Source organism: Flavobacterium sp. MAHUQ-57 (genome assembly GCF_051908335.1).
Lineage (GTDB): Bacteria > Bacteroidota > Bacteroidia > Flavobacteriales > Flavobacteriaceae > Flavobacterium.
Map to the genome: position 1 here is coordinate 1213278 of NZ_JBPZTE010000007.1, position 16014 is coordinate 1229291.

Below are 16014 nucleotides of genomic sequence, written 5' to 3' on the forward strand. Positions count from 1 at the left end.
GCTATGAATTTTAATAATATAACAGGCAACATGAAAAGACTCTTTTTAGCAGTTTTGATCGCTTCTTTTTCTAATGGTTATGCTCAAGAGTTAAACTTACCTGCAGCTACACAATATTTAGCTGATAATCCCTATGTGATTTCTCCTACTTATGCAGGTATTGGTGATAATTTTAGATTGCGATTGAACGGTTTCTTCCAATGGGTAGGAATTGATGATGCTCCAGCCAATCAAGCATTATATGCTGATTTTAGGATATTTGATCAATCTGGAGTTGGACTTAACTTATATAACGATAAGAATGGTAATACGCAGCAAACGGGAGGTAAAATCTCGTTTGCTCACCATATCATTTTGGATTATCCAACGAAACAATACCTTTCGTTTGGTATGTCGGTAAATTTGAACAACTTTAGAATTGACCCGAATTTCACGACTGTTGATCCAAGTGTAACCAATGACCGTTATACTTCGAATACGAACTTTGATGCCAGTATTCTTTACCGAAGAGGTGGTTTCTTTGCAGCTTTCAATGCAAGTAACTTAGTTAACAAAGACATCAAGAAGTTTGCAACAAGTCTTAATGAACCGAATCTTTTAAGAAATTATCAAATTTACACTGGATATACATTCAGAGGAAATCGCAGCAGTAAAATGGAGTTTGAACCTTCGGCTTATTTTCAATTGTTTGAAAGTGACGGACGTTCTTCTACGGATATCAACTTAAAAGCGCGTTGGTTGGATTATCAACGTACCGGTTATTTTTGGGGAGGTGTTACCTACCGTATGTTGAATGATCAACCATTAAAACCGTTATCTATTGGTCCAATGCTAGGTTTGAAAAAAGGAGGCTTCTATGTAGGGTATTCTTACCAGATTTTCACTGGTGAAATTCAAGCTTATTCATCAGGTACTCATATGTTAACTTTAGGATGGGATTTCTTCCAAGGAATTAGTAACTGTCCATGTACTCAAACTGCTGTTGCAGAAGATTAATTCAAATAAATTTAAATGCCAAAATGAAAACTTTATCAGACTTCAACTTTAGAGACAAAAAAGCCATTATTCGTGTAGATTTTAATGTTCCGCTTAATGAAAACTTTGAAGTAACCGATACTACTCGTATCGATGCTGCAAAACCAACCATAGACAAAATTCTAGCCGATGGTGGAAGCGTAATTTTAATTTCGCATTTAGGCCGTCCTAAAGGGGTTCAGGATGAATTTTCATTACGACATATAGTTGACAGAACTGCCGAGATTTTCGGCAGACCTGTTACTTTTGCTTCAGATTGTATCGGGCATATTGCTCAAAATGCTGCACAGAATTTAAAACCTGGTGAAATCCTTTTGTTGGAAAACCTCCGTTTTTACAAAGAAGAAGAAGCTGGAGATGTAGATTTCGCAAAGCAATTGGCTTCTTTGGGAGACATTTATGTGAACGATGCTTTTGGTACGGCGCATAGAGCACACGCTTCAACAACAATTATAGCGCAATTTTTCAACGATAATAAATGTTTTGGTACTTTGTTGGCTAAAGAGATTGAAAGTTTAAATAAAGTACTTAATAATAGCGTTAAGCCGGTTACCGCAGTTTTAGGTGGAAGTAAAGTTTCTTCCAAAATTACAGTTATCGAAAACATCTTGGATAAAATCGATAACATGATTATCGGTGGTGGAATGACGTTCACTTTTATTAAGGCTTTAGGCGGTAAAATTGGAAACTCCATTTGTGAAGATGATAAATTAGAATTGGCATTGGATATTTTGTCAAAAGCCAAAGAGAAAAATGTAAAAATTCTTCTTCCTGTTGATGTTGTTGCTGCTAACGCTTTTGCCAACGATGCTCAAACTCAAATCGTTGACGTAAATGCCATTCCTGATGGATGGCAGGGTCTGGATGCAGGCCCAAAATCTTTAACTGCTATTAAAGAGGTTATCCTTGAATCTCAAACTATTCTTTGGAACGGCCCATTGGGTGTTTTTGAAATGGATTCTTTTGCTAACGGAACAATTGAATTGGGTAATTTTATCGCTGAGGCTACGTCAAAAGGCGCATTTTCTCTTGTAGGAGGTGGCGATAGTGTAGCTGCGGTAAAACAGTTCGGTTTTGAAGCAAAAATGAGTTATGTTTCAACCGGTGGAGGTGCCATGTTGGAAATGCTAGAAGGTAAGAATTTACCTGGAATTTCCGCGATAATGTGTTAATTATCCGATTTTTAACACTTTTTATCGATTTTTTACGTTTTAACTTCTTATGTTTGCAAACGTAACACAATTAATTGATTCATAATCACTTACAATAAATAAGCTTATGATTAAAAAAGGTTTTGCCCTAACGCTGCTATTTCTATTGCCAGTTTATAGTGCATTTTCACAAGAAACAATTCAGAAAGATTCTATTGTTAAGCCAGTTATAAAGATTTCCTATTTGGATTCGATTAAGAAAACATTCGTGGTAGATGCTACTACAGATTGTATCGAAAATCAATATATCAAGGAACTAACCTCAACACAAGAAATTTTTGATGGACTATTAACTGATATTAAAACACTGGATTTAAATACTCCAGTAGATTTTGAATTACCGACTGATGTATTCAAAGAAAGATTGCGTTTATTGGATGAGAAATCACCTTTTAACATCGATTATAATCCTCAATTGGAAAATTTAGTAAAGAGTTTTCTTAAAAACCGTAAGCGTTCGTACGAGCGTTTGATGGGTTTATCACAATATTATTTCCCTATGTTTGAAGAGGCTATGGCGCGATATGATGTCCCTTTGGAAATCAAATATCTTGCAATTGTTGAATCGGCTCTAAATTCAAAAGCGGTTTCACGCGTCGGTGCTACAGGTCTTTGGCAATTTATGTATGAAACAGGTAAACAATATGGTCTGAAAATCGATTCATATGTTGATGAAAGAAGCGATGCGTATAAAGCTTCAGATGCAGCTGCACGTTATATGGCTGGGATGTACAAAATATTTGGTGATTGGGAATTGGTTTTGGCTTCGTACAATTCGGGTGCTGGAAACGTTTCAAAAGCCATTCGTAGATCGGGTGGTCACCAAAACTTCTGGAATATTAAAAATAAATTGCCTAGAGAAACACAAGGTTATGTTCCTGCTTTCCTAGCAACAATGTATATTTTCGAATACCATAAAGAGCACGGAATCGTTCCACAAAAGCCAGTAGCAAACCATTTGGAAGTGGATACTATTGCTGTGAAACGAAAAATTTCTTTCAAACAATTGTCTGATTTGTTGGATATTCCCACTTCAGACATCGAGTTTTTGAATCCATCTTACAAAATGAAAGTGATTCCTTATGTAACTGGAAAAACTAATTTTGTAACATTACCAAAGAAAAAAATCGCTGTATTTGCATCGAATGAAAGCAAATTGTATGCGTATGTTGATTATGAAGAAAGCAAACGCGAAAAGCGTTTTGTACCTACTCCTAAAGTGAAGTCAAAAATTATTCGCGATACTTTGGTAACAGGTGCATCTTCAGAAGAAGCTATTGCAGCATCAAACCAGAAGGCCAAATCTTTCAGTAGAACAAAAATCCATACTGTTAAAAGAGGAGATAATTTAGCTTCAATTGCTAATAAGTATGGTGTTACTATCAGAGAAGTAAAAGATTGGAACAATATCAAATCGAGTTCATTGCAGGCAGGTAGAAAACTTAAAATAAAAGTAGACGATCAAGATGTAGTAGCCGAAAAAGTTAAAAAAGCGGACTTGCCAATCAAATCTGATGGAATCGCGACAGTTGAAAAACCGGCAGATAAGAAATTGCCGAAGATTTCGGATGCTGAATCGAATATCGTTCCTGAACACGTTGTTGCCGAAGGTGAAACTTTGGTAACTATCGCAAAAAAGCACCGCATGTATGTAGCCGATTTGAAGAAATTTAACAATCTGAAAGACGGAAATATTAAAGTGGGTGAGAAGTTGAAGTTAAAAGCATCAACTGAAGTTTTTACAGATGTTAAAGAAGAGTCCATTGCTGCTGCAGATATAACTCACACAGTAAAAAAAGGAGAAAGTATTTTTCTTATCGCTAAAACCTATAAAGTTACGGTTGATGATGTTTTGAAATGGAACAATTTGACTACTACCAATATCAATGTGGGTGATGAGCTGAAAATTAATAAAGAACAAAACGCTATTGCTGAAACTACTAAGAAGAAAGTTGGTAAATACGAAGAGCAAGTATTGTATGTTGTACAAAAAGGAGATTCTTTGTTTAAGATTTCTCAAAAGCACAACACAACCGTTGCAGAAATTAAAAAGAAAAATAACATACAGGATAATGATCTTCAACCTGGCATGAAGTTAAAAATCTAAAAAAAAGGGAATCGTATGATTCCCTTTTTTATTATAATTTTGTCCAAAAGTAAAAGAATGGGATTGCAATTTAAAATAAAGCGTTTTAACGAACTTTCAATACATGAGCTATATGAGATACTTCAACTGAGAAGTGAGGTCTTTGTAGTGGAGCAAAACTGCGTATATCAAGATATTGATGGTAAAGATCAAAAGGCTATTCATGTATTAGGATATCTTGGGGAAGATTTAGCTACTTATTGTCGTTTGTTTACAGCAGGTGATTATTTTGATGAAAGTTCTATCGGGAGAGTAATTGTTTCACCAAAACATCGCGATAAGAAGTTGGGACACGAACTGATGAAAGTCGCCATTGAAGTCATCAACAAAGAATTTAATACAAATGCAATTACGATTTCAGCGCAGCTGTATTTGCAAAAGTTTTATGAAGGCCATGGTTTTGTGAAAACCTCAGAAATGTATCTTGAAGATGATATACCACATATCGAAATGAAAAGACAATAAATAACGTATCTTCTTTGAAATAAGTGGTTTGTGTTTTTTGCCGATTATTTCGAACACTTCAACGTTAGATTAGGATATTTTTTTTTTAATGACCTACGAAGTATTTCTTTGTAGGAAATAAACTAAAACCATATTCTATGAGATTTAAAACTACTTCTTTTTTTTTAATCAGCTTCTTTAGTGTTATTTCAGTTTTTGGTCAGACGTTACCAACTGTGACTGAAGTAGATGGTGTTTCCAATGATTCACCAGCATTAGCGGTAGCCATTACTACGCTACCTGCAAAAGTAAAAGGATCAATCTATAATCCGTTTACTGATGTTGATTATTATTCTTTTTCCGCTCAGGCTGGTGATAAAATTTTTGCTAATTGTATGACATCCTTTTCTCCAGGAAATCAGGATGCTATTTTGACTTTATTTGCATCAGATGGAGTAACAGTTATTGAAACAGACAATGATGATGGTTCAATATCTACTCTCTCACCAAGTATAGCTGGTGCTGTAATACCCAGTTCAGGAACGTATTACATTAGAGTTACCGGTAATTCAACATCAGCGGGTATTCGACCTTATATTTTGTATTTGAATGCTGTAAGAGGAGCAGCAACACCAGAAGTTGAACCTAATGATGTTGCAGGATCTGCAACACCTATGAGTGGTAATATGTTGGTAAGTGGAAGTTTATCTTCTCCTACGGATGCAGATATTTACAGTATGTCTTTAACTGCGGGTGAAACCGTTTTCATTAGTTTGGATTTGGATCCAGAAAGAGATGCAACAACCTGGAACGGACAAGTATTGTTTGGTGTTTTTGGTAGTGGAAATACCTCTTTTGTTGTCAATGATGCAAGCACGACTTCACCCAATTCAGAAGCTTTACCTTTTACAGTTTTGAATAGCGGAACCTATTATTTCGTTGTGAATGCACCATCTGGCGTGACGACTGTTGGAACGTATCAATTGGCGGTAGCTAGATTTGCTGCTACTCCAGGTTATTCCAATTATGCTGGTGCAACCAATCTTCCTTTGACTATTCCAAATGCAGCCAATTCCAATGTTTCTTCAAGTATAACAATTCCAACAAGTGGACGTATTAAAGATATTTCTATTAATATTGATTTGACGAGTTCAGCAATGGGGGATTTGGACATCTTACTTACTGGGCCTGATGGAACAGTAATGTCACTGATGACGGATATTTGTTCAGCGACTTTCCCAACGATGAGAGCAAGATTCAATGATAATGCCGCAGTACCTCCAGTGTTTACATTATTGGATGGCGTTGTCTTTACACCGGAAAATAACTCCTGGTTAAGTGGTTTTAAAAACAGCAATAGCCAAGGCACTTGGACACTAACAATTCATGATGATACTAATAATACTAGTACTGGTACTTTGAATAGTTGGAGTATCGATATATTAACCGAACCGGATAACTTATTTGGTGGAACCCTTGTGTATGGGAATGATTTTGAAGCCAACGATGGAGGAATGACACATTCTGGAACTGCGGATTCTTGGGCTTATGGAACTCCAACTTCGGCTCCATTAACAACCGCTTTCAGCGGAACGAAATGTTGGAAAACGAATTTAACCGGCACCTATCCTGCTTCCTCTACAAATACATTAGTGACTCCTGAAATTGACTTAACAGGAGTTTCAACTGGGACTAGTTATGTAAAATGGGCTATGAAGTCACAGATTGAAAGTGCTTCTTTTGACTTTTTTAAAATCACAGCTGAAGAGGTTGGCGGTTTAAACCGTGTAGTTGAATTGTTCAATTGGTATGGAGCAACACAAACGACTACTTTAGGAACTGCTGGTGGAACGATACAACTTTCGAATGCATGGAGTGTGAACTATGCTGATGTATCCATTTTCAATGGTTCTAAATTTGTTTTAAAGTTTAATTTGATAACAGATACTACAGTTCAATTGGCAGGTGTGGCTATTGATGATATTTATGCTTACAAGGAGTCTTTATTGTCAACTGATGATTTTTCGGAAAAATTTAATGCCAGATTATTCCCTAATCCCGCTTCTGATAAATTGACTATTGCTTTAAATCAACAAGATTTTAAAGAAAACATGAAATACAAAGTATACGATTTGAATGGACGTGAATTACAATCCAATGCCATCACTTCACTGGAAACAATAGTTGGTTTGGAAAGCCTATCATCAGGAATTTATTTAATTGAAGTTTCCTCAGACACTTCAAAAATGGTAAAAAGAATTATCAAGAATTAATATGAATTTTGAACAATAAAAAAAGCCACGTATTAGTGTGGCTTTTTTTATTAGATAGTAAAATGATTAACTTCTTATTTTACTAGTATTTTGTTGTATTCGGCTGAATTAGTTAACAACTGCGTTGCTTTTTTAATTTCCGAATTGCTTTTCAAATAATACTGATATAATCCTTCTTTGTATTGGTATCTTAATATCAATTCATCTCGAAGTTGATTTAAAATTTCGGTTTTATTTTTGTCCAATTCGATTTCTTCCGCTTTTTGAATTGCGGCTAATAATTGTTCGTATTGTAATTTGATAGCGCCATCCAATTTATCCTTTTTAGCCTGCTCTAAGGTTTCTTTCAATAATTTTTCGGTCTTGGTGTCAAAACTGAAGTTTTTCGCTTTTAAATAGGCTTTAAATTGATTAAAATCGGTTTCTGTCAATTCTCTGAAAGCTGAATTTTTGTTCACCCATTGCGTCGCAAAATCAAATATGGCATCATTTCTCTGTAACGCCTCTATAACTGCACTTTTTTTACTTTCTTCCAGTTCGACATCCGGTTGAATTCCTCCACCATCATAAACAGTTCGTCCAGCACGGGTTTTGAAAGCATTGTAATTTTTCGAATCGGTTTTGATGGCCTTGCCGTTGGCGTCTTTTTTAGAATAATTCAAGGCCTGAATACATCTGCCCGATGGGGTATAATATCGCGAAATGGTTACCTTTAGCTGAGTTCCGTAAGTTAATTCCAAAGGACGTTGTACCAATCCTTTTCCAAAACTTCGTGAACCAATTACAACCGCTCTGTCCAAATCCTGAAGTGCACCCGCAACAATTTCACTGGCTGAAGCACTTTTACCATCAACCAATATGGCCAATGGGATATTGGTATCCACCGGACTTCTGTTGGTTTTATAGGTATTATTGTGTTTTTGAATTTTCGATTTTGTAGTAACAATCACTTCACCACTGGGTACAAATAAATTACAAATATTCACGGCTTCGCCCAATAATCCGCCTGGGTTACCACGCAAATCTAGAATGATTTGTGTTGCGCCCTGATCTTTTAGTTTCTCCAACGCATCTTTGGTTTCGGTTGATGCTTTGGCATTGAATTGTGTAAGTACAATATATCCTGTTTTGTCATCTACTTTCCCAAAATAAGGCACAGCTTTGATATCTACTTCATCCAAAATAATTTGCGCCTGTTTCGTTTCATTGTTGCGCTTGAATTTAATATCAATTTTTGTATTTCGACTTCCTTTCAAGAGCTGTGAAGCGTCTTCCTTGAAATCAGATAATAAAACATCTCCAATTTGAATGATTTCATCACCGGCTTTAAGTCCTGCCTTGTCAGCTGGGTAACTTTTATAGATTTCGCGTAAAATTAATTTACCATCTTTGCGTGTGGTCATTGCTCCAATACCAGTATATTCTCCCGTATTGTTGATTTTAAAACGCGCCACATCGGCTTCATTGAAATATACGGTGTACGGATCCAAATCATTCAGCATGCTTTTAATGGCTTTATCCATTAAATCGGCCGGATTGGTCTGATCCACATAATTCATGTTGACCGTTTTAAAAAGTGTCGTAAAGATTTCTATTTGTTTGGCGATTTCGAAGAAATCTTCTTTAAAACTTACACCCACAAATAAAAATCCTCCCGCAATAACAGGAAGTATATATCTTTTTTTGATTGAAGCTAACATAACTACTCTTTTTTCTTGAAGAATCTTCGTTTAATGAACACAAACATTCCTACGAAAATAAGAATAAACGGCCAAATACTGATGATACTTAACATAAAATTGGATAAACCATTGAAACCCTCTTTGATAGAATTCCAAATTTTACTTCCGTAGGAAACGGTTGCACCACTTTCGGAAGCATTTTTAGTATACATTTCAATTTGTATTGTACTCATTGAAATTCGATTTTGCATGTATTTTAATTGGCCTTCTTTTGCTTCCACTTCTTCTCTGATTTCTGCTAATTTTTTTTCTATTTCCAACATTTCAGATACTTTATTGGCTTTTGAAAGCAATTGCAAATAACGTTCTTCGAGCTTCTTTTTTGACTTCATTCTTGATTCCACATCGATGTATTCTTCTGTAACGTCTTGTTGTGAAATTTCTTTACGATCGAAATGTTGTACGCCTTTACTAATATCAGCAATAAAAGCATCAAAATGTTGATTCGGTATGCGGATGGTTAAATTACGATAAACCGAAGCATCATTTTTGCCCGATTCGTCATTTTGAACAATGGCATTGTATTTCGATATGCCTTTCTGAAGGTTTTCATAGGAAGCATTCAAATCTGAAGATTCAAAACTTAAATTGGCCGTCTTGATGATTTTAACTGATGCTTTTTGTGGAGAGGCCTCAACAGCTGCAGCAGCAGAATCCACAGCAATTTCATAGTCAGCCGCCGCTTCGTAGTTTTTGGCTTTAGCATCTGGTTTCATAAGACTCACTTCAGAAACCATAACAGCTTCATCATAACTTTCAGCTTTCTCTTGACAAGAAATGGCAACTACGGCCATTGTTAGGAATAAAAATGGAATACGCATAAGATATAGAATTTATAAGGTTTAAGTTACAAATGTCTATATCAAAAACTTAGCCAAAAAAAAGGAGTGAATCCCGAATTTGATTTCTAATAGTTCAGTTTCCCCACGTGGCGCATTACACGTAATGTTTTGTTTTTGCGGCGTTCCACATAAGACGAAGAATTAATCGCTTTATATTTTCTAGGGTTGGGTAGAATTGCAGCAATAGAAGCTGCTTCATATTTGGTCAAATTATCGGCACTTTTGTGAAACCAGTATTTACTCGCTGCCTCGGCACCGTAAACACCATCTCCCATTTCAATACTGTTTAGGTAGACTTCCATGATACGTTCTTTACCCCAAATCAATTCGATAAGCATGGTGAAATAGGCTTCAAAAGCTTTACGGATGTAACTTCTACCTTGCCACAGGAAAACATTTTTAGCCGTTTGTTGCGATATGGTGCTTCCGCCTTTCAATTTTTTTCCTTTTAAATTCCCTTTCATGGCTTTGTTCATAGCACCAAAATCAAAACCGCTGTGTTTTAAAAACATTCCGTCTTCACTGGCCACAACCGCTTTTTGTAAATTCATGGATATATTTTCTAACGGAACCCAATCATGGTTGCAAACCATTTCTTTACCCGCTAATTTGTGTTCAATGGCACGGGTAATCATTAATGGCGTAATGGGTACGGGTACAAATTTGAACAACAAAACCAATGCCACAGAAATAATATTAAACCATATGAAAGCCTTATAAAGAAAGCGTTTTACTTTACCCCAGAAAGTCGTTGGAGCTATTTTTGCTTTTGCTTTTGGTTTTGAATTTGACTTGGTTGTTTTTTTTGTTGCCATTACTTTATACTAAATCTGCTAATTCTTGTCCGGTTAAACTTCCGATTGCGACACCCATTCCGCCCATTCGTACACCACAGTACACATTTTCAGAAAGCGGTTTTACGATAGGTTTTTTATGCGAACCAACGCCCATGATACCGCTCCAACGGTGAGCAATAGTAAATTCGGTGGTGGGCAAAATTACAGTTTTTAATAATTCCTCCAATTTGTTTTGTATTAATTCTGTTTGTGCAAGACTAGTAGTAGTTTCACCTTCAAAATCCAGATTTCTGCCTCCTCCAAACAAAATACGGTCATTAATATTTCGGAAATAATAATATCCTTTGTCCAAATGGAATGTACCTTTGATATCTAAATTCGGAATCGGATCGGTAATCAAGACTTGAGCTCTGGCTGGTTTTACTTCTCCTTGCGTCAAATCTCCTGCAAAACCATTGGTAGCAAATAACAATTTTTTGGTTTTGAACTCGAAGTTGTTGATTTCTATTGTTACTCCATTTCCAGAATCAGTAAAATTCGTTACATTCTGATGGTTTAAAATCTGTACACCATTTATTTGCGCCTTTTTCAGTAAAGACTGCATCATGTTTCCGGTATCAATTTGGGCTTCAAACGGATTGAAAATGGTATATTCTTTAATGTTTTTAAATCCAAAGCGATCAACATTTTTTTCGAATACATCGCTTTTAAATAATGGACGCAAAATAGTATTGATGAATGGTAATTTTTGCAAACACTCATTGTAAGTACTGTCGTCGTTTTCTAAAAACAATTCATATCCGCCATGTGGTTTCAAATCGATCGCTTCATCGCCTAAGTTTTTGCGTAACAACTGAAGGCCGGTCCATCTTTTTTTAACGAGTTCTATCACTTCTTCTTCTGTATGTGATTTTAAGTCGTCAATGATTTCCGATAAACTTCCGAAACATGCAAAACCTGCGTTTTTTGTGCTGGCACCTTCTGGTAAAGTTCCTTTTTCCAGTACCAAAACTTTCGATTGTGGAAATCGTTCTTTCAAGGCAATAGCAGCATGAAGACCAACAATGCCGCTACCCACAATTGTATAGTCGACATTTGTAAACCAATTTTTTAATTCCCAATAACTTAAATTCATCGCTTAAAACTAATTTGAAATGTTGTGCCTTTTCCAATATCCGAATGCAAAACTCTGATTTTTCCTTTGTGGTATTCTTCTACAATACGTTTGGTTAAAGAAAGTCCCAATCCCCAACCTCTTTTTTTGGTAGTGAAACCCGGTTCAAAAATTGTTCGGAATTGGTTTTTTGGAATCCCTTTTCCATTGTCTCTAACTTTGATTTTCGCTACTTTTCCATCGTCATCGATTTGTATATCAATATTACCTCTTCCTTTCATGGCATCGATGGCGTTTTTTACCAAGTTTTCAATCGTCCAGCCATGAAGTGTATGATTCATTTTGATTGGGATTTCGTACTCTGGTGCCTTAAAGGTAAATTCGACCTGACCGGCAAATCGGGTTTGTAAATAATCAAACGATTTTCGAGTTTCCTCAACTAAATCTCGGCTTTCCAATATGGGTTCCGAACCAATTTTAGAAAATCTGTCGGTGATATTCTGAAGTCGGTCAATGTCTTTTTCAATTTCCTCTATCATGACCGGATCAATGTTGTCGGCTTTCATAATTTCCAACCAACCAATCAATGAAGACAATGGTGTGCCAATTTGGTGTGCCGTTTCTTTTGCCATACCTGCCCAAAGTTTATTTTCGGTAGATACTTTACTTGCGCGGTAATAATTGTATACCAATCCACCAAATAGCAAAATGATGAGTAACAAAGCGATTGGGTAGTATTTTAATTTGGTCAATAACGGTGAATTGGCATAATACAAATACCTGAACTTTCCTTTGTCGTATTCAATGGCAATTTTATTGTTCGAATTTTTATAGACATTCAGTAAGTCTCTTATTTTCTTCGGATTACTAATGATTTCTTCATCAATGTTGCTGGCGCCTAGTATACTATCATTGGCATCAGTTAGAATATTGGGAATGGTACTATTGTTCGTAATAATCTGCAACGGTAAGTCAACGTCTGTGTTGTCGCTGGCATTTTGAAGCGTTTTTTGCGCTGTAGCCCAAAGCTCCATTTTGTTGCGTTCTTCGTTCTTAAAGATTTGAAAAAAGGTGTACGTGTTCCACAAAATCAGCACCGTGATTAGGAACGAAGCGATTATTAAAATCCAGCGTGTAGTATTACTTCTGTCTGAGAAATTCATAGAATTTATTGAGTGGTTAAATATAGTAAAAATGCAATTGTTATCTTTGTTAAAAACCAACGGTAATGAAAATAAAACTTATTCTATTTTTTGGTTTGTGTCAATTAATAAGCTATGGGCAGGAAGATTTCGATCACAGTGGTTATTGGCCAAACGATTCGGAAGAAGCTTTAATAGGAGTTAAAAATTGTTACATCCGAAGTGAGCCTAGTACATCTGGATTGCTTTTGGATTCGCTTCAAATTGGCAACAAAGTTAAAGTAATAAGGAGTACAGAAAATCTGTTAAAAATAAAAGGAATTACTACGAATTGGGCTGAAATTCAATACAAAACACCAAGAGGTGATTCGAAAATTGGGTATGTCTGGAAAGGATTTATAGCCTTGGGATTTGTATCTGGAAAGGAAGGGACTTTTTTGACCAACATCACTAAAATTAGACAAAAGAAGGACAAAGATAATTACACAGAACAGGTTTTATCAATAAATGTTTTTCTTCTTGATAAGGAAAGGAGGATTGTTGCAGAAAAGGCAATAGAAAAACCGATACTTGAAAGTCGTTACTTTGAGAATAAAGCTATAGGAAGTTTGGGGATGGATAATCTGAAAGATATTTACCGAATCAGTTTTAGCGGTGAGGCTTGTGGCGTTCCCAGTTACTACTTTTATTTTGGATGGACAGGAATCGAATTTTTGATATTGCCCGAAAAGATGGGAGTAAGTGACGCCGGTGTATTTTATCATTCTGAAACTTTTGTTTTTCCAAATGAACCCGGAGGCAAACCCAATTCGATCTTTAAAAATATTGAAGAAGGCGAGGTAGTGGAAGGTGTCGAATCTACTTTTGAAGTCTATGATATAACAAAATCAAAAGAAACGTATACATGGGATGGAAAAAAAGCAACATTAACCAAGACCCAAAAATTTAAGAAATTCAGAAAAACCTATAATTAATAATCTTTCTGATAACAAAATCGTTTAGTACTTTTGTTCCAAACCAATACAAAATGAAAAGTTTTTCTCCAAAAGATATTCCAACACCACAATTACAAGGCTATTTACAAGGTGCTATTGCGCCAAGACCCATTGCTTTTGCTAGTACAATCGATGAACAAGGACGACCGAATTTATCCCCATTTAGTTTTTTCAATGTGTTTAGTGCCAATCCTCCCATTTTAGTCTTTTCTCCAGCCAGAAGAGTAAGAGGGAATACAACAAAGCATACATTGGAAAATGCAATGGGAACGAAAGAAGTGGTGATCAACGTGGTAAACTATGATATTGTACAGCAAATGTCTTTATCGAGTACGGAATATGCTGAAGGTGTTAATGAATTTGAAAAAGCAGGATTAACGCCTATTCCTTCGGATGAAGTAAAACCATTTCGTGTAGCTGAATCACCAGTTCAATTTGAGTGTAAAGTAAATGAAATTATTCATCTGGGAACCGAAGGTGGTGCTGGAAACCTAATCATTTGTGAAGTGGTGCGTGTGCATGTGAATGAAGACGTTTTGGACGAAAACGGCGTGATTGATCAATACAAAATTGACTTGGTATCCCGTTTAGGTGGCAATTGGTATTCGCGTTCGAACCAAGGTTTGTTTGAAGTGCCAAAACCCTTGGTAACATTAGGAGTTGGTGTAGATGCTATTCCTAATTTCATTAAGAAAAGTAGCGATTTTTCGGGTAATGATTTGGGCATGCTTGGAAATATAGAAGCATTGCCAACTGAAGAAGAAATTGCTATCTTTGTCCAAGAAAATTTTACCGTAAAAGCGGTTTTGAGTGCAGATGATCGTCAGAAGGTCAATCAGTTAGCGAAAGAATATTTAGACAAACAAGACATACTTTCGGCATGGAAAGTATTATTGGCAAAGCAATAAATTTAGAGAAAATGGAAGTAACAGGAAGAATTAAAGTGATTAACCCTACACAGGACGTTAGCGCATCATTCAAGAAAAGAGAGTTGGTGGTTACCACCGAAGAGCAGTATCCACAACACATTATGATTGAATTCACTCAAGCAAAAGTGGATGATTTGAATAACTTCCAAGTGGGTGAGCAAGTGAAAGTTTCGATCAACTTAAGAGGCCGTGAGTGGACAAACCCTCAAGGTGAAACCAAATATTTCAATTCAATCCAAGGTTGGAGAATTGAACGTTTACAACAGGAAGCTCCATCGGCACAACAAATGCCTCCAATGCCTGCAGCTCAGGCTTTTGAACCGGCAACTTCTTTTAACGAAGAAGAGCATGATGATCTTCCATTCTAATCATTGATTGAAAAAGAACAAAAATCATTTCAAATCCCAAATTCTATTCTAAAAGGTTTGGGATTTTTTATTTTAAGTTTTTCATATATTGGGATTTGAAAATTTATTAGAATGTATTTAATCGATAAAGAATTGTACTTTCCACCTGTGGAGCAAACGTCCAAAGAAGGCGTATTGGCTGTAGGTGGTGATTTATCTCCTGAAAGACTACTTTTAGCTTACAAAAGTGGTATTTTTCCTTGGTTTGATGACGGTGATCCCATAATGTGGTGGTGTCCGGCTGATCGTATGGTTTTGTTTCCAGACGAATTCAAACCTTCCAAAAGTATGCGAAGTCTTATCAATAAAGGAATTTTTAAAGTAACGATGAACAAGTGCTTTAAACAGGTGATGCAATATTGCCAACAAGTGTACCGTCCGGATCAATACGGAACTTGGATTACCGATGAAATGATTGATTCGTACACTTTTCTACATGAAATTGGTCGCGCTAAATCGGTTGAGGTTTGGTTGAATCATGAATTAGTTGGTGGTTTGTATGGAGTAGATATGGATCATGTTTTTTGTGGAGAAAGTATGTTTTCGAAAGTCAGTAATGCTTCCAAAGTTGCTTTTGCCTACTTGGTTCAATATCTAAAAGCCAATGATTATAAACTATTGGATTGTCAGGTATATAATGATCATTTGGCTAGTTTGGGATGTCGAGAAATTGATCGTGAAGATTTTTTAGATATACTGAAAGAACACGTTTAAGCATTTAATTTCGGTAGGGTTCTGATGTATAATTCCTCCACTTTTTTTCTGGCCCAATCGGTTTTGCGTAAAAACGTCAAACTAGATTTTACTGATGGGTTTATTTTGAAACAATTAATCGGAATCAGTTCTTCCAAAGTGTCAAAACCATAGAAATCGACTAAGGTTTCAACGATTGTTTTTAAAGTAACACCATGTAGTGGGTCTTTATTCATTGCAATGG

15 protein-coding genes are annotated in these 16014 nt (G+C 36.0%); 9 read left to right on the forward strand and 6 right to left on the reverse strand.

Going from position 1 to position 16014, the window contains the following annotated elements; genetic code table 11:
* Positions 1–3 precede the first annotated feature (3 nt).
* From ACS8MM_RS13490 to ACS8MM_RS13510, 5 genes are all read left to right on the forward strand, one after another.
* Positions 4–996, forward strand: a complete 993-nt coding sequence (locus tag ACS8MM_RS13490) for a PorP/SprF family type IX secretion system membrane protein (protein ID WP_379717799.1) — start codon at positions 4–6, stop codon at positions 994–996.
* Positions 997–1019: 23 nt separating this feature from the next.
* Entirely contained in the window at positions 1020–2207 is a 1188-nt protein-coding gene (locus ACS8MM_RS13495; protein ID WP_379717801.1) for a phosphoglycerate kinase, read from the forward strand.
* Positions 2208–2313: 106 nt separating this feature from the next.
* Positions 2314–4353, forward strand: coding sequence for a LysM peptidoglycan-binding domain-containing protein (locus ACS8MM_RS13500; RefSeq protein WP_379717803.1), 2040 nt, complete (start codon positions 2314–2316; stop codon positions 4351–4353).
* A 15-nt stretch (positions 4354–4368) separates the two neighbouring features.
* Positions 4369–4857, forward strand: coding sequence for a GNAT family N-acetyltransferase (locus ACS8MM_RS13505; protein WP_379717805.1), 489 nt, complete (start codon positions 4369–4371; stop codon positions 4855–4857).
* 137 nt (positions 4858–4994) lie between these two features.
* Positions 4995–7109, forward strand: a complete 2115-nt coding sequence (locus ACS8MM_RS13510; protein ID WP_379717807.1) for a T9SS type A sorting domain-containing protein — start codon at positions 4995–4997, stop codon at positions 7107–7109.
* Between the two features lie 74 nt (positions 7110–7183).
* Here ACS8MM_RS13510 and ACS8MM_RS13515 read toward each other — a convergent pair whose 3' ends face one another.
* The 5 genes from ACS8MM_RS13515 to ACS8MM_RS13535 all read right to left on the reverse strand — a co-directional run bounded on the left by ACS8MM_RS13515 (position 7184) and on the right by ACS8MM_RS13535 (position 12767).
* Positions 7184–8809 (reverse strand): S41 family peptidase, encoded by a 1626-nt coding sequence (locus ACS8MM_RS13515; protein ID WP_379717809.1) that lies wholly within the window; start codon positions 8807–8809, stop codon positions 7184–7186.
* 2 nt (positions 8810–8811) lie between these two features.
* Complete coding sequence (locus tag ACS8MM_RS13520; protein ID WP_379717811.1) at positions 8812–9672, reverse strand: DUF4349 domain-containing protein; 861 nt, start codon at positions 9670–9672, stop codon at positions 8812–8814.
* An 86-nt stretch (positions 9673–9758) separates the two neighbouring features.
* Positions 9759–10508 carry a monofunctional biosynthetic peptidoglycan transglycosylase gene (mtgA, locus tag ACS8MM_RS13525; protein WP_379717813.1) on the reverse strand — a complete coding sequence of 250 codons (750 nt, stop codon included), beginning with the start codon at positions 10506–10508 and terminating at the stop codon, positions 9759–9761.
* Between the two features lie 4 nt (positions 10509–10512).
* The gene (locus tag ACS8MM_RS13530; RefSeq protein ID WP_379717815.1) at positions 10513–11625 is read right to left on the reverse strand and encodes an NAD(P)/FAD-dependent oxidoreductase; all 1113 of its coding nucleotides are present in this window, start codon (positions 11623–11625) and stop codon (positions 10513–10515) included.
* The gene (locus ACS8MM_RS13535; RefSeq protein WP_379717817.1) at positions 11622–12767 is read right to left on the reverse strand and encodes a sensor histidine kinase; all 1146 of its coding nucleotides are present in this window, start codon (positions 12765–12767) and stop codon (positions 11622–11624) included. Before ACS8MM_RS13535 ends, ACS8MM_RS13530 begins: the two co-directional genes overlap by 4 nt.
* Before the next feature lie 65 nt (positions 12768–12832).
* On the opposite strand from ACS8MM_RS13535, the gene ACS8MM_RS13540 reads away from it, so the two are divergent.
* The 4 genes from ACS8MM_RS13540 (at position 12833) to aat (ending at position 15791) form a co-directional block, all read left to right on the forward strand.
* Positions 12833–13720, forward strand: coding sequence for an SH3 domain-containing protein (locus ACS8MM_RS13540; protein WP_379717819.1), 888 nt, complete (start codon positions 12833–12835; stop codon positions 13718–13720).
* A 53-nt stretch (positions 13721–13773) separates the two neighbouring features.
* Positions 13774–14649, forward strand: coding sequence for a flavin reductase family protein (locus ACS8MM_RS13545; RefSeq protein WP_379717821.1), 876 nt, complete (start codon positions 13774–13776; stop codon positions 14647–14649).
* A gap of 11 nt (positions 14650–14660) precedes the next feature.
* Positions 14661–15038, forward strand: a complete 378-nt coding sequence (locus ACS8MM_RS13550; protein WP_379719025.1) for a DUF3127 domain-containing protein — start codon at positions 14661–14663, stop codon at positions 15036–15038.
* Between the two features lie 111 nt (positions 15039–15149).
* The gene (aat, locus tag ACS8MM_RS13555) at positions 15150–15791 is read left to right on the forward strand and encodes a leucyl/phenylalanyl-tRNA--protein transferase (protein WP_379717823.1); all 642 of its coding nucleotides are present in this window, start codon (positions 15150–15152) and stop codon (positions 15789–15791) included.
* Here aat and ACS8MM_RS13560 read toward each other — a convergent pair.
* Positions 15788–16006: a VF530 family DNA-binding protein gene (locus ACS8MM_RS13560; protein WP_379717825.1), complete on the reverse strand. Its 219-nt coding sequence runs from the start codon at positions 16004–16006 to the stop codon at positions 15788–15790. The two genes, aat and ACS8MM_RS13560, sit on opposite strands and share 4 nt — an antisense overlap.
* Positions 16007–16014 lie beyond the last annotated feature (8 nt).

Coding starts and splice junctions, on each gene's coding strand:
- ACS8MM_RS13490 (WP_379717799.1), top strand. CDS start 4: ATGAATTTTAATAATATAACAGGCAACATGAAAAGACTCTTTTTAGCA.
- ACS8MM_RS13495 (WP_379717801.1), top strand. CDS start 1,020: ATGAAAACTTTATCAGACTTCAACTTTAGAGACAAAAAAGCCATTATT.
- ACS8MM_RS13500 (WP_379717803.1), top strand. CDS start 2,314: ATGATTAAAAAAGGTTTTGCCCTAACGCTGCTATTTCTATTGCCAGTT.
- ACS8MM_RS13505 (WP_379717805.1), top strand. CDS start 4,369: ATGATTCCCTTTTTTATTATAATTTTGTCCAAAAGTAAAAGAATGGGA.
- ACS8MM_RS13510 (WP_379717807.1), top strand. CDS start 4,995: ATGAGATTTAAAACTACTTCTTTTTTTTTAATCAGCTTCTTTAGTGTT.
- ACS8MM_RS13515 (WP_379717809.1), bottom strand. CDS start 8,809: ATGTTAGCTTCAATCAAAAAAAGATATATACTTCCTGTTATTGCGGGA.
- ACS8MM_RS13520 (WP_379717811.1), bottom strand. CDS start 9,672: ATGCGTATTCCATTTTTATTCCTAACAATGGCCGTAGTTGCCATTTCT.
- mtgA (WP_379717813.1), bottom strand. CDS start 10,508: ATGGCAACAAAAAAAACAACCAAGTCAAATTCAAAACCAAAAGCAAAA.
- ACS8MM_RS13530 (WP_379717815.1), bottom strand. CDS start 11,625: ATGAATTTAAGTTATTGGGAATTAAAAAATTGGTTTACAAATGTCGAC.
- ACS8MM_RS13535 (WP_379717817.1), bottom strand. CDS start 12,767: ATGAATTTCTCAGACAGAAGTAATACTACACGCTGGATTTTAATAATC.
- ACS8MM_RS13540 (WP_379717819.1), top strand. CDS start 12,833: ATGAAAATAAAACTTATTCTATTTTTTGGTTTGTGTCAATTAATAAGC.
- ACS8MM_RS13545 (WP_379717821.1), top strand. CDS start 13,774: ATGAAAAGTTTTTCTCCAAAAGATATTCCAACACCACAATTACAAGGC.
- ACS8MM_RS13550 (WP_379719025.1), top strand. CDS start 14,661: ATGGAAGTAACAGGAAGAATTAAAGTGATTAACCCTACACAGGACGTT.
- aat (WP_379717823.1), top strand. CDS start 15,150: ATGTATTTAATCGATAAAGAATTGTACTTTCCACCTGTGGAGCAAACG.
- ACS8MM_RS13560 (WP_379717825.1), bottom strand. CDS start 16,006: ATGAATAAAGACCCACTACATGGTGTTACTTTAAAAACAATCGTTGAA.